At 45.2% G+C, this 13,898-nt stretch carries 10 protein-coding genes; 3 read left to right on the plus strand and 7 right to left on the minus strand.

The genetic code is table 11. The features are described 5' to 3' along the window. Positions 1-554: hypothetical protein (locus HMPREF1152_RS00570; protein ID WP_009643200.1), on the minus strand; the 554-nt coding region annotated here is incomplete at its 3' end. Positions 555-1,045: 491 nt separating this feature from the next. Here HMPREF1152_RS00570 and HMPREF1152_RS00575 point away from each other — a divergent pair. Together HMPREF1152_RS00575 and pepI are read left to right on the plus strand one after the other, a co-directional pair. Beyond that, positions 1,046-2,140 carry a M24 family metallopeptidase gene (locus HMPREF1152_RS00575; protein WP_009643187.1) on the plus strand — a complete coding sequence of 365 codons (1,095 nt, stop codon included), beginning with the start codon at positions 1,046-1,048 and terminating at the stop codon, positions 2,138-2,140. A gap of 27 nt (positions 2,141-2,167) precedes the next feature. After that, entirely contained in the window at positions 2,168-3,061 is an 894-nt protein-coding gene (gene pepI, locus HMPREF1152_RS00580) for a proline iminopeptidase (RefSeq protein WP_009643218.1), read from the plus strand. 290 nt (positions 3,062-3,351) lie between these two features. On the opposite strand, the gene HMPREF1152_RS00585 is transcribed toward pepI, so the two are convergent. From HMPREF1152_RS00585 to HMPREF1152_RS00595, 5 genes are all read right to left on the minus strand, one after another. Beyond that, a complete protein-coding gene (locus HMPREF1152_RS00585) occupies positions 3,352-4,167 on the minus strand; it encodes a hypothetical protein (RefSeq protein WP_009643189.1) in 816 nt (271 codons plus the stop codon). Positions 4,168-4,199: 32 nt separating this feature from the next. Then, a complete protein-coding gene (locus HMPREF1152_RS00590) occupies positions 4,200-5,243 on the minus strand; it encodes a hypothetical protein (protein ID WP_009643231.1) in 1,044 nt (347 codons plus the stop codon). A gap of 298 nt (positions 5,244-5,541) precedes the next feature. After that, positions 5,542-5,673: a helix-turn-helix domain-containing protein gene (locus tag HMPREF1152_RS09990; RefSeq protein WP_009643255.1), complete on the minus strand. Its 132-nt coding sequence runs from the start codon at positions 5,671-5,673 to the stop codon at positions 5,542-5,544. Between the two features lie 14 nt (positions 5,674-5,687). Next, positions 5,688-5,864, minus strand: a complete 177-nt coding sequence (locus HMPREF1152_RS09670) for a hypothetical protein (protein ID WP_009643192.1) — start codon at positions 5,862-5,864, stop codon at positions 5,688-5,690. Between the two features lie 438 nt (positions 5,865-6,302). Beyond that, positions 6,303-6,815: a hypothetical protein gene (locus tag HMPREF1152_RS00595; protein WP_207634895.1), complete on the minus strand. Its 513-nt coding sequence runs from the start codon at positions 6,813-6,815 to the stop codon at positions 6,303-6,305. Between the two features lie 290 nt (positions 6,816-7,105). On the opposite strand from HMPREF1152_RS00595, the gene HMPREF1152_RS00600 reads away from it, so the two are divergent. Further along, positions 7,106-13,558 (plus strand): leucine-rich repeat protein, encoded by a 6,453-nt coding sequence (locus tag HMPREF1152_RS00600; protein ID WP_009643269.1) that lies wholly within the window; start codon positions 7,106-7,108, stop codon positions 13,556-13,558. Here the strand turns inward: HMPREF1152_RS00600 and HMPREF1152_RS09465 are convergent. Beyond that, a complete protein-coding gene (locus HMPREF1152_RS09465; protein WP_156791921.1) occupies positions 13,555-13,779 on the minus strand; it encodes a hypothetical protein in 225 nt (74 codons plus the stop codon). The two genes, HMPREF1152_RS00600 and HMPREF1152_RS09465, sit on opposite strands and share 4 nt — an antisense overlap. Between the last annotated feature and the right edge of the window lie 119 nt (positions 13,780-13,898).

Here is a 13,898-nt window from a genome sequence, read left to right on the forward strand (position 1 = left end):
GCGTTATTATACAGAACCGATATAGGGTTGCCGATGGCATTAGGGAAGAACTGCTCTCCTGAGAATCCGATACCTCTAATACTCCCATGACTGTTTAAGCCGGAATTTGCTTCCCAATCATCTTTATCTGAAGCTTCAATCTCCCAGATTAAGTCAAGGTCTATTCCCGATTTTGTTTTTCCTACATAAGTTATTCTACCCGATGTTCCGGTATCTGTACTGAACATTTTGACAGGGCTACCGGGTCTTTCGGAACCAAAATCAGAGCTGCCGTTAAGATGCCCAATTTCAGTTCCTGATATGAGTTCTACTTCCGTTTTATCTGTCCAGCGAAGCCCTTCCTCTGTTAGGAAATTATCATCGGTAAGATTCTCTCCCACCAAATCTATTTTAATTTTCTTGAAATAGTCAGCCCCGCGGGCACCTTCATCGTAGCTGCCGGATACCCGCACATCGCTAATGCTCGGAGTATTATCACCGGATGGGAAAGACTCTTCAGATAATACTCCCGTCCCTGTGCTGATATCTCCGATGTCCGCATAGTCCGCAGTCATTGCAATTGGACTAAGATTGAATAGAATAATACAAATTAAAATCAGTAATAGAAGAACTTCTTTTTATCATTACACACAGCTCCTAACGTAAACCACACTCTAATATATTTACGTTAACACTTATAGCACTAATATTGATCAATATTCAATATATTATCCGCATGCTCCTAAATCTTTTTATTTACAGCTTTGCTATTGACACGCATCTCTGACGTCTCTGACGTCAATCTCACCGGGGCGTTCGAGGACTTACGGCTTGAATGAGTTGCCATATTATATAAGATAAGCCTCAACAATCCTTTCATCGATGTACTGTCATTAGAATTTAATGGGGCTGCGGGAACTGCTTAAATGTTGCATCCCCAAACTGTTGACATTTACAAAATTGACTATTTTTACCGAATTATATATTCAAGCAATGGTTAGAGTTGTATAATAGATCTATCACTGATTTAACCCGTGCGAGAGCACGGAAGAAATGGAGGAACATTATGCTAGATAATTCTAAACTGGAAAGAATTGTTGCTAAGATGAAAGAGCAGGATATGCCTCAGATGATTATTTCCGATCCTGTAAGCATCTTCTATCTGCTCGGCAAGTGGATTATTCCGGGTGAGAGAATGCTCGCTCTATACGTCAACGTAAACGGCGATAATCACCTTGTACTTAACAAGCTATTCCCACAGACTGAGGACCTCGGTGTGCCTCTAACTTACTACGATGACATTGAGGATGCTGTTGAGATTCTTGCAAAGTTCGTCGAGAAGGACAAGAGGGTAGGTGTCGACAAGAACTGGCCGGCCAGATTCCTGCTCAGACTGCAGGAGCTCGGCGCCGGAAGCGCATTCACAAACGGTTCTGTAATCGTTGACAAGGTCAGACAGATCAAGGATGCCGGCGAGTACAAGACTATGAAGGAATCAGCTCTTAAGATCGATCAGGTTATGGACGAGCTAATCCCGTGGGTTGTCAAGGGGTTAACCGAGAAGGAGCTCAATGCTAAGTGCGTAGATCTGTGCAAGAAGGTTGGATTCCAGGGGCTTTCGTTCGATCCTATCACGGCTTATGGTAAGGGAGGAGCAGATCCGCACCACATCACAGATGACAGCAAGGGTAAGTTTGGAGATTCCGTAGTACTCGATATCGGCGGTATGTGGAACAACTACGCATCCGATATTACCAGAACAGTATTCATCGGCGAGATTAGTGACAGACAGAGAGAGATCTACAACATCGTTCTCGAGGCTAACAAGAGAGGTATCGCTGCTGCTAAGCCGGGCAACAAGATGAGCGACGTTGATAAGGCTGCCAGAGACTATATCACAGAGAAGGGCTTCGGCGAGTACTTCACACACAGAACCGGTCACTCCATCGGACTTGAGGACCACGAGGTAGGCGACGTGTCTCTTGCAAATGACGAGATTATCCAGCCGGGACAGTGCTTCTCCGTAGAGCCGGGAATCTATCTGTATGACGAGGGAATCGGGGTTCGTATTGAGGACATCCTGTACATCACAGAGGACGGCTGTGATGTTCTTAACGAATATCCAAAGGAAGAGCCAATCGTTGTTCCTGTGGAGAAATAAATATATTATTAAGGAGAATTTAGTTCAATGGCTAAAGTTACAGAAGGTTATATGCCTTTTCTCGATTACAGGACGTACTACAGAATCGTAGGCGAGAAGAAGGATAACGGCAAGGCTCCACTGATCTGTCTGCATGGTGGTCCGGGCTCGACACACAACTACTATGAAGTCCTCGACAACGTAGCAGATGATGACGAGCGCCAGATCATCATGTACGACCAGCTGGGGTGTGGGAACTCGTACTTGGACGGACATCCCGAGCTGTGGACTCAGGATACCTGGCTGGACGAGCTCGAAGCTTTAAGAGAGCATCTCGGTCTGGACGAATGCCACATCATCGGACAGTCATGGGGCGGTATGATGCAGATTGCATACGCAATTGAGAGAGCGCCTAAAGGTGTTAAGTCATTCGTTATTTCCAGCGGGCACCCATCGAGCAGCCTCTGGGAGAAGGAAGGTCTCAGACGTATCAAGATGATGCCTCAGGACATGCAGGATGCAATCAATCATGCCCTGGAGACAGGAGATTTCACAGGCGAAGCATACGACAGGGCTGTAGCCGAGTATATGCACAGGTACTGCGACTACTGGATCGGTGCGGATGCTCCGGAGTGCTGCACACGCCCTAAGAAGACAGGCGGCGAGGCTTACCTATATGGGTGGGGGCCTAACGAGTTCGCACCTACAGGCTCGCTCAGAGACTTCGAGTATGTGGACAGATTAGGCGAGATTAAGATTCCGTCGCTCGTTTGCAGCGGAATCTCCGACCTGTGCTCACCTCTCGTAGCGAAGACAATCGCAGACGGAATACCGGTTTCCAAGTGGATTCTCTGGGAGAACTCAAGACACACATGCTTCGTAGACAGACACGATGATTACTGCAGGGTGCTCATCGAGTGGCTTAACGAGCACGACAAGTAGACAACCCTTATGTGTGATAGAGGCTAATTATGATTAGTGGTTAGTGATTAAAAGCGCTTAGTTATTAAAAGAGTTATAGAGTTACAGGACAAAATATGTTGGCAAAAGCCGCTGCAGCCATTGAGATTTCAATGACTGCAGCGGCTGTGCCTTTTAAAGGGATACATTCACTACCTACCGCAGAAGGCTAATTACAGAAAAAGTCTCTCCCCCAGCTCGGAAAAGGTTCACATGCGTAGCTTATATGGTTATTTAGATAGAGTTTATATAATAAACAGCTTCTGTTACTGCTATTTCTTTCCAAACAGCTTGGATAGCAGACCCCTCTTCTTATCTGGCTTATCAGCCTCTGTAGCTGGGATATCATAATTGGACTTCTGATACACTACGTTTTCAGCTATTTCATCGTCAGTCATTCCAGTTGTTTCCCGAACTTGTGCCAAAGCCACATCGCGGTAAATGAGGGCGCCGCGTGGATCGCAGAAGCGTATATCCGAATAGCATGTTGATTTATTTAGATCAAAAGGCTGAACTTCCATTACCTCAGTTGCTTCAATAAGTCCACTATCTGTATTTGCAGCATCTTGAAGGGCAAATCGGAAAACGCCCAAGTTATCCGCACCAAATAGTTCAACGAGAATCTTGTGAACTTCTTCATTATTGTCCAGATCATTTAACAGCTCTTTAACGTGCTCCGAATCGATGAAAATGCCTGTCGAATAATTTTCCTCGATCAAATCGTTACCAGGTGCAGGAATCCATGAAGGCAGGACCTCCGACCAAGGTGTGCGGTATCTGTCCATTTCAGAATACCTTTCAATCACAAACGAAAATGCTGCGCCACGAACATACTGATAGTCGCGGAAAAAGCCTCCGATTATGGGAAGTCCGTATAACAAACCTTTCTCAGAGCGGTCTTCTGCATCAAGCGTCGCAAAGTATTTCATATGATCCAGGTACTTCTCGTGAAAGAATTCCTCACCTTGCGATTCGACAAAAGCATTTAGCACGCTCTCATCTCCATCTCTAAGAGCCTTTAATGGTGCAAAATACCATTCCTCCATCTGTGATTTGCTTATTGGATGATAGCTGATATCAAAACCCATATATACTCCTCCTTAAATAATTATTAGCTTAATTAAAATTGTACCGATATCTCCATGCAGATAGGTGGCTTCACTTTATGTTGATTCTTTGGATAATCCGAGTAATTGATCATCGGATACTGATTTAGATAAACTCTAAGAGCCTTGCGGATAGCTTGCATGTTAGAAATAACTCCGGACTCATCACCCCATTTTAAATAGCGCTTAAGACGCACTCCGTTATAGAGCTCGCCATCAAGGTTGTCTTGAGCAGATATTTCCAGATAACTTGAGGAATCATAATCATCTTTTGGGAAATTGAACACCAGATTGGCAAGCATGTCACTGTACAAGGTGTCTGTTAACTTACCTCTCTTACTTGCATTTGTATTCGCTGCCAGGTAGAAAGGCATATCCGGATATTCATTCAAAGTTACTTCGACTTCACCCTCATGTGAAACCTCATCTGACGGTACTTTCCTAAACGTATATGTTCCGCTTCCGTATTTCGAATCCAGATACGAAGTGATTTTCGTCCTACTAAGATTATCGCGCATTACCGTTTTTTTATATTTACGATCGGTAGATACACGTATTGGCATCTCATCGAAATACATCATCACATATTCGTCTCTGACAACGGCTCCGTAATTGTTATTCATATATTCGCACATCGCCTCGAGCTTCGTGCACATAGTTTCAACATCTGCATCGCTTTTTGCATTATAGCTAATCTTAATTATTCCATCTGAAAATTGGAGTTTCTTCCTCTCTTTTGAGCTGAAAAACTTGGGGACTACAATTCTGCCAACCTGTTTCATTCTGTCCTCGGTATATGTGTATGCGGGAACCGGAATTACACCGCCATGACCGATTTTCTGCTTAATAGTATACTTGATGTCGGGGTAATCCGTTGGCGAAATCTGCCAAGTCTTTTTATCTACTTGCCTAATCTTTGCCCTGCCTTCACCATAACGCTTATAGACCAGCTCTGTAATTCTCTCCGTAGTTAAAGGCTCTCCATCAGGCAAAATACATCCGGAACAAAATACCATGATTAATGCTATTATCAGTCCTAATATGTATATTTTTTTCATATACTACTCTCCATCGCAAAATCGGTAGTGTCTAACGACACCTATGAAAAATATTGTCTAACGCTTGTGTTTTCAGGAGGTTGCGCACAGTTTGCATTAAAAATGCGCAATACACCCTTTTCCCTGTATAATGGTAACGACCAAATCACCCCTTAACAGAAAGGATTTAAAGGATTTGTTGATCATGGCCATTATACAATTACTTATCGATGAAATCTATTATCTTACACATACTTCATCAGCCATATTCTGTAATTATTTAAGCAGGCTGGCAATCGTCTGGGGATACTACCATAATCTATGTGCTAGTCCTATATTCGCTTGGTATCTTTTTATATTGTTTCTTAAAGGCTACAGAAAGCTTGCTTGTTTTGGCATATCCGAGCTTTTCCGCAATTTCGGCAATGGATAAACTATTGCCGGATAGCAAGACAAGTGAATGTTCTAATAGGTGTTTTCGTAATTATGTTGCTGTTTTAAGCAGTGTCTTTGAGATATTAACGACAAAATTTCAAGAGTCTTACTTTCATAGTATACCGCCGATGTAATTCCCTCTATCATTTTCTCGCGTATCTGCATGAAAATTCCGGTTATTTCAGGAGTATTATAATCTTTATACATCCGTTACACCACCTGATACTGTATTTTCTTTTTGGATTCAGTTTAAGAAACTCAGCCTTTTTCATGCTTGAATTTATAATCTAAGTGCAACAATTAAATAATGACTCATAGCCTTGGGATAATGGTGTTTGAGAAGACATCCATAACCAAGGAGGAACTATGAGTCATTGCAAACATCTTACACCAATTGAGAGAGAAAAGATATTTATTCTTCATTCTCAAAGCAAAATCACAAGCGGATTTAAGGAAATATGCTTGTAGCTTCCTATACATAAAATGCCGGAAATGTCTGAAACAACAGGCATTTCCGGCATATAAGAAGTTTTGAAAAGTTAGTTAACAATCATATTAGAGTTTTTACCTATATTCATAATGTCCGGGGACATCGACAACGTATACTCTCTCGGGTACCCACCCGAGCGGAAGATGCTCTCCTTTTCACTCGAAGCTTGGATTGGTTTTACGCTTTTCCGCTATGTATGCATTTCTGTGAGCTTGTTGAGCGGCCATACTGCTGAATTTCTGACCGCATCGGCATTTAAGTACCTTTCTTTCCTCGTAATGTCCCTGCTCGGGAACCCATACCTTTTGCTTCGCTTGAGTCTGAGCGCTGCCCGATGACGAAGCGGAACTGCCGCTTGAGCTTCCGCTCTTTTTGTCTTTTGTCTTATCCTTGCTCTTATCTGTAGCCTTATCCTTATCCTTGTTATCCTTTGTGTCAGACGAAGAAGAGGCTTCCGAATCACTATCTGAATCAGAACTGCTTGCAGAGCCGGACTCTGTCTGCTTATCGTTTTTGTCCTTGGCCTTAGCTTTATCCGCGTTCTTAATTGCTTTGCTGCTGCAGCCGATTAAAGAAACGACGACAATCAGTGACAAGACTATTACGCTGACAATTTTAATTCCTGTTTTTACGTTGATCTCAAATTCAGATCTAAATTTCGATTTCAAAGCTCTATTCATATCAGTCCCTTAATCCCTTTAGCATTACCATACACCTATCCCCGTTTTGTGTGTATGGTAATAATAATACCAGTACAAAATATAATAGCACTGCAAATTAGCAGGTAACTATAAAAAACAACAACTATATACAATCCCTATAACTCAAAGGCCGGTATTGCGTATTTCAATTGATGGAAATGTGAATAAATGACAAAATGAAAGTGAGCACGAGGTAAAATACGAAGATAATATTACATATTTCTGTCTCAAATTTTTAAGTAAAGAAGGAAAACATCATGAAGAAAATTTTGCTTTCATTAGTACTGGTGATAACGTTGATGTTCCCGCTTCCTGCCTTCGCAGGCGCTGCTGATACGGAATCGGATACGGGAGCCGGTGCACCGGCGGCAAGTTCAGAGCTGACGGGTGCCGCCGATAAGGAGTCACACGCAGGAACCGATACACCGGCGGCAAGCGCAGAGGCCGGAAGTGCTGCCGATGTCCCTGCTGATTCCGAAAAGTGGACAAGCGAGGATTTCACTTACACTGACATTACTAAAACAGTATATGGTTGTGATTACACGAGAACCATAAATATCGAAGGAAAGGCAATCAGCGGTTTCTCCGCAAAAGGAGAAGCCAAATTTGTAAAGAATAAGAACCTTGTGTTGCCATCCAAAGATGACAAGGGCAACACTATTGTTGGGGTTGCAAGCAACGCCTTCCAGAAGAAGGGCGTTGAGTCGGTCGTATTCCCGTCCGGCATGCTCACTTCATATGACGACACTGTTACCCACAAGATTACGCGCAGAGGAAACTTTGTAATCGCAGAGGGAGCATTTGAAGGGAATAAGCTGACGAACGTTACGCTTCCTGACGGCGTTCTGGCAGTTCTTCCAAATGCATTCATGAATAACAAGATCAAGACAGTTACTTTGCCTAGAACTATCTGGTGGCTTGAGACGCAGGCGTTTGCGAATAATCAGATCAGCAAGGTTAATTTTCCGCTTACAACTTATTTCCAGTTGGAAATGCACGGTATGACCTTCGCCAATAACAAGATTAAATCTGTTAGACTTCCGGACTTTACAGCGGTAGTAAATAAGTTCGTGTTTGTCGGGAACCCGGGTATGGAACCGATGTCCGCCGAGGGTAAGAAGGCACTCAAAGGCAACTTCGCGAACAGCGGGGTCGTGTACATGTATTCCGGAAATCTCGACCATAAGAATATGGACAGAATCCATACGACGGACAAGACCACGGCTAATACCAAGTCGTGGGTTCAGAAGCTGGTCAATTATGACGGTACCCCTGAGACTGAAAATAAGGATACCGAGTCTTGGAATGTAAATGACTTTACTTTTGACGGTCAGAAGATCACCGGCCTCAGTGCGAGTGGTATTGCGAAGCGTAAGGTTAACAAGGATCTCGTGCTTCCGGATTACAACGCAGAGCTGGATAAGGTTACGGAGATAGCGGATACAGATTCGACAACGGGTCTATTTGCTACAGCAGATGAAAAATTTGACTCCGTTACGCTCCCTATGGATTTGGAGAAGGTAGGAAAGAACGCGTTCCGTGACTCGGGACTCAGTGAAGTGGCTTTTTCACCGATCCTTAAGAGCATAGGAGAAACTGCTTTCCAGGGGAACAGCATTAAGACAGTAGTTTTGCCGGACACAGTGACTTCACTCGGTAGAGGAGCTTTTGCAACTAACCCTAAGCTGGAGAAGATTGATCTGCCAAACAACCTGTCAGAGATTCCTGACAGTGCGTTTGGGTGCAGTGATAACAAGAACTGGATGACCGGGCTGACATCTGTCGATATCCCTGCGAGCGTCAAGAAAATCGGGGCAAGAGCATTTGCAGGGAACAATTTCACTGATATCAAAGTGCCTAAGGGCGTTACAGAGCTCGGAGACTACGCATTTGCAACCAAGAATTACCTGCTTAAGGAAGCGCCGATTTGCAATCTGGAGCTGCCGGAGGGGTTAACGGCCATTGGTAAATATGCATTTAGAAATAAGAAGGTTGCCGAGGTTAAGCTGCCGGCAACAGTGACAGCACTGCCAAAGAACGTATTCGCTAAAGAAATTACTTCAGCGTCCGGAAAGACCGAAAAGTACGATTTGGTAACTAAGGTGTACGTTGACGATATTTCGAAGTACGGCGACGCCGGCAAGTTCCCTAAGTCTGAATTCCACAAGATCCTATCAGCTGATATAAACGTGTGGAATGCTGAGGATTTCACGTATGCAGACGTTGATTTAGACAGCAACAATTCACCTGCACCTGCGCAGGATAACATGAACGTCATAACAGGAAAAATCCGTGTAGTAAGCGGCCTTACAGATAGCGGAAAGGCTAAGCTCAATAACAATAAGAACCTCGTGGTACCGTCAGTCGATGTTGACGGCAATAAGGTGCAGGGAGTTGGAAACAGTGCGTTTAAGGGCATTGGACTGGAGAGTGTGGAGCTACCTGAGAATGTAAAAGCCCCAAGCAACGGACAGTGGGACAGCAGTGTAACGACCAGAGGAGATTTCTTCATCGGATCGAGTGCATTTCAGGGTAACAGCTTGACAGAACTCACAATTCCGGAGGGCGTTATCTATATCGGCGGAAATGCATTCAGCAGGAATAAGCTGAAATCGGTAAAATTCCCTTCAACTTTGATGCTGATAGCAAACTTGGCTTTTGCAAACAACGAGATTACAAACCTTGAGTTTCCTAAGACTACGGATTATCCGATGTCAATCGACAATATGGCATTTGGCGTGAACAAGATTGAATCTGTACAGTTGCCTGACAAAACTGAGAAGGTATCCAAGTGGGTGTTTGTCAGAAATACAGGTAAAGAACCCGTAACAACAGGAACTACCAACGAGAAGAAGGGCGGAGTTGTATATATGTACATCAACGACCCGGGGGCTCTCGTTGAGGACATTGGTAATGGCAAGTCACATGTGCAGCTTCTCAAGGCCAATCAGAATATTCCAAGTGATGAGTCGCCGTGGAATAGCGATGATTTCACGTATAATGGTGCAGGCACTGTCGTTACCGGTCTATCCGAATCCGGAAAAGCCAAGCTCAAGAAGAACGATACCCTCGTGATTCCTGAAAGCAGTAATAGCGGTGTCAATATAACGGCTGTCGGAGATGGAGCTAATAATGTGCTGGCAAAGGAAGGTCAGGTTGGAACATTTGGATTTGTTGAATCCGGCAAGATATACGTTCCTAAAACCGTCAAGCTTCCATCTTCTATCAGGCAGATTGGAAACAATGCTTTTGCGGGAACTATCGATAATACAGCCAAGAAGATTTATGGTGTTACAAACATTAATCTGCCGGACGGTCTCGAGGCGATCGGTCAATCCGCATTCAAGAATGCGAGACTTACATCCATCATTCTTCCAAATTCCGTAACGAAGCTCGGAATTTCTTCGTTTGGCGGAACCGATTTGGTAGAGAAGATAGTTCTCTCCAAGTCGCTTAAAGAGATCCCGGATGTAGCATTCGGCAGGACGAATGACACAATAGGCATCGCCGATAAGGTGGCAGTTACTGACATCGTAATCCCTGAGGGGGTTACAGATATAGGCAGAAGAGCATTCGTTGGATGCAAGGCCAAGACAGTTAGTTTCCCGGATAGCTTGACCAAGATTGGCGATAATGCATTCATGAACAATCAATTTGAGGAGGTCACTATCCCCGGAAGTGTTACAAATATCGGAAAGGCATCATTCGAGAAGACTGCAGAGGCAATACCTGCGACACTTAAGTCGCTTAAGCTTAAGGAGGGGTTCAACGGCAAGATCGGTTCCAATGCATTTTTGAATCAGCTTCTGACCTCAGTTGAACTTCCTAAGTCATTCAACACACTGAGTGGTATAGATAAGAAAGCATTTAGAGGAATCTCCGTTAAGCCGATGCTGTTGACTGAAAATAAAGAATTGGAAGACGCCTATAACAATATGTCCAACAAGGATGAGCTCACATACGTTGTTAAGTATGACAAGTTAGTGGGAACAGGCTGGGCAAGTGATGATTTTACTTACAGCGCGGATGGCTCAACCATCACCGGATTGTCGAGCAGCGGTATCGCCAAGAGAAATGGCGGAAATCATAATCTGGTGCTTCCGGATGAATCGCCTGCAGGTGCAGCTATAACGGCAATCGCTGACGGCGCATTCGCTATTCCGGAGTCGGAAGTAATCGTTGGTAAGTATGATTTCACTTCAGAAAACGGCTTTGAAACGGTTAAGCTGCCTGCCAAGCTGAAGGCGATCGGAGCTAGAGCATTTGAATACAATATGCTCAAGGCCGTTGATCTGGAGGCTGAGCCGGCACTTACCAAGATCGGTACGAGTGCGTTCCACGGCAACCGTATACAGAGATTGAGTATTCCTGACAGCGTTAAAGATCTGGGTGAAGGTGCATTTGCTGCGAACTCAATCATTGAGCTCAAGATGTCAAGAAGTGTGACCAAGATTCCACAGGCTGCATTCTCAATGAACATCCGTCTGCGTGAGATTGAGATTCCGGATACGGTAACTGAGATCGGTCAGATGGCGTTTGCAGGGGCAAGGCTTGAGTCGCTCAAGATCCCTGCATCTGTAACCAAGATAGGAGAGAAGGCGTTCCATCTGCATCACCTCACAGAGCTGACGATACCCGGAACAGTGAAGGAGATCGGAGACTCTGCATTTGAAGGAACCTATAAGGCGCTCACCCTCACTGATCTCAAGATTGAAGAGGGTGTGGAGCATATCGGCAAGTATGCGTTCAAGGAGGGACTCCTTACAAGTGTAGATCTGCCAAAGTCGCTCAAAACTCTTGGCAGTGAACCGTTCCTCAACAACACGGGGACCGATACCAATCACGTAGTAATTCTGAGGACCGAGAACCCGGATCATTTGGCTTTCAACAACGGTGCTGCAACACACAAGGTTATCATGACCAAGGCGATGATAACGTTCGATGCAAACGGCGGAACGATCGAAAAGGGATATGCTGTTCTCAATGCCGACGGCAAGGTTGATGCCCTGCCAAACCCAACTGCACCTGATGCACTTCACGACTTTGAGGGATGGTTCACAGAGCGCGAAGGCGGCAGAAAGGTTTCGGCTGCGGAGAAGTTTGCAGATGGAACCAAGCTGTATGCACATTGGAAGCTCAACACTTCATGGAATGAAGCTGACTTCACCACGGATGGCGATACTGTCACCGGGTTGACGGAAGCAGGCAAGGCTAAGTTAGCTGTAAATCCGGATCTCAAGATTCCGGCAGTAATCGGCGGCAGAGCTATCAAGAAGATAGGCATCGGTGCATTCTCACCGTCCAAGATCGGTAACAAGACAATCAATACCATTGCAATTTCAAAGGGTATAGAGGAAATCGGACAGGCAGCGTTCTCAGGCGCCAACCTCAAGATGCTGGAAGTTCCAAGCTCCGTAAAGATAATCGGCAGAATGGCATTTAACGGTGCACCTCTCGAGCAGGTGAAGTTCTCTGAAGGACTCGAGAGCATTGGAGATTCAGCATTTGAAGGCCATAAGCTGACCGAGGTCAAGCTGCCTGACAGCCTCAAGACTATAGGCCGGTCGGCGTTTAAGACCAGGTCGGCAGAAAATGCGAGCATCACGGATGTTAAGGTCGGAAAATCTCTGGAATCTATCGGTAAGGAGGCATTTGCCAACCAGAAGATAAAGGAGATCCGAATACCTGAATCGCTTAAGAATGTACCGGCAAATGCTTTTAAGGGTAACGCTGTCGACGGTCACGATGCGAAGGTCAAGCTTATCACTTCAAATAATGATCAGCGCAAGGGTACCGGTGAATACACCAACTTCAAGGTCAACGATCCAAGCGCTACATTCTATGTGCCTTACAGGATTGAGCTGCTGTCAAATGATGAGACAGCCGGCAAGAAGGTTGTGCTGACGGACGAGGACAACAAGGCGGTTCTGGGAACGCTTCCTGACAAGGATGCATGCACGAAATTTGACGGCTGGTATACCGCTGCATCCGGCGGCACAAAGGTGGATGGCTCACAGGCGTTCACGGATGATGCCCGGCTGTATGCGCACTGGATTATCAGCCATGACCTCGAGGAAGTAGCGGCAGTAACTCCAACTACGGAAGCAGACGGAAACATCCACTACTGGCACTGCAAGAAGTGCGACAAGTACTACAGAGATGCGGCAGCCAAGCACGAGATTAAGAAGGCCGATACAGTAGTTCCGATGATTACTTACCACTTTGAGGCCGGTGAGAATGCAATCTGGACTAAGGGTGACGGAGACCTGCTGTTTGTTGTAAAGCGCAGTGTTGACGACGCAAGGACATTTGACGACTACTATGACGACAAGGTGTTTGTCGATGGACAGGAGCTCAAGAAGGATATAGACTACACTGTTGCAAATGGAAGTCTGCGGGTTAATTTGAGAAAATCGTTCCTGGATAGACAGAACACAGGCCGTCATACGATTACAGTCGCTCTCAAAGATAAGAAGGGCGGCATTGCAACCGGATTTACAATCAGAACCAAGAACCAACCGGTGGCTGATGCGAGCACGTCAAGTTCAAACGGCAATAAGCATGCGCAAGCAAGATACAGGGCATATAAAAATTACGGAGGAGTAAGGACCGGGGATACAACCGCGATTACATTGTATTTAGCGATGATGGCGATTGCAGGTGTGACACTCGGGGTGGCATATAAGACACATAAGAAGAGAAGAGACTAGCGATTCGCAGCAGATAGAATTTCGAGAGCGATAATCTCGCAGCTGCCGGCGTCCCAATTATCAGCGTTAGACTGATGCTGCGGCAGACCGAGAAGTGCTATGGCGGCGAGGCTTATCTGCTCTATGACAAGACTCTTACAGCTGAAGACCTCAACAAAGAAGGTGAGTTCAGATTCAGCCGCGAGGGCAACCTGCTCCGGAGAGTGCCTGACCCGTCGCATTTATGTGCGGCGGGTTTTCTCATGGTATCTGCTTTAGCAGCGGATTCGCCGAGCGAAAGCGAGGTGAAACAAACCACCGGTTGAGCCGGTGGTCATGATTGCTTGAAAAATACGCCTCT

The sequence above is a fragment of the Mogibacterium sp. CM50 genome (assembly GCF_000293155.1).
Taxonomy (GTDB): Bacteria; Bacillota; Clostridia; order Peptostreptococcales; family Anaerovoracaceae; genus Mogibacterium; species Mogibacterium timidum.

Excerpts from the sequence above, each read along its gene's own strand:
- pepI (WP_009643218.1), top strand. The coding sequence starts at position 2,168 with ATGGCTAAAGTTACAGAAGGTTATATGCCTTTTCTCGATTACAGGACG.
- HMPREF1152_RS00590 (WP_009643231.1), bottom strand. The coding sequence starts at position 5,243 with ATGAAAAAAATATACATATTAGGACTGATAATAGCATTAATCATGGTA.
- HMPREF1152_RS09465 (WP_156791921.1), bottom strand. The coding sequence starts at position 13,779 with ATGCGACGGGTCAGGCACTCTCCGGAGCAGGTTGCCCTCGCGGCTGAA.
- HMPREF1152_RS00575 (WP_009643187.1), top strand. The coding sequence starts at position 1,046 with ATGCTAGATAATTCTAAACTGGAAAGAATTGTTGCTAAGATGAAAGAG.
- HMPREF1152_RS00600 (WP_009643269.1), top strand. The coding sequence starts at position 7,106 with ATGAAGAAAATTTTGCTTTCATTAGTACTGGTGATAACGTTGATGTTC.
- HMPREF1152_RS09670 (WP_009643192.1), bottom strand. The coding sequence starts at position 5,864 with ATGTATAAAGATTATAATACTCCTGAAATAACCGGAATTTTCATGCAG.
- HMPREF1152_RS00585 (WP_009643189.1), bottom strand. The coding sequence starts at position 4,167 with ATGGGTTTTGATATCAGCTATCATCCAATAAGCAAATCACAGATGGAG.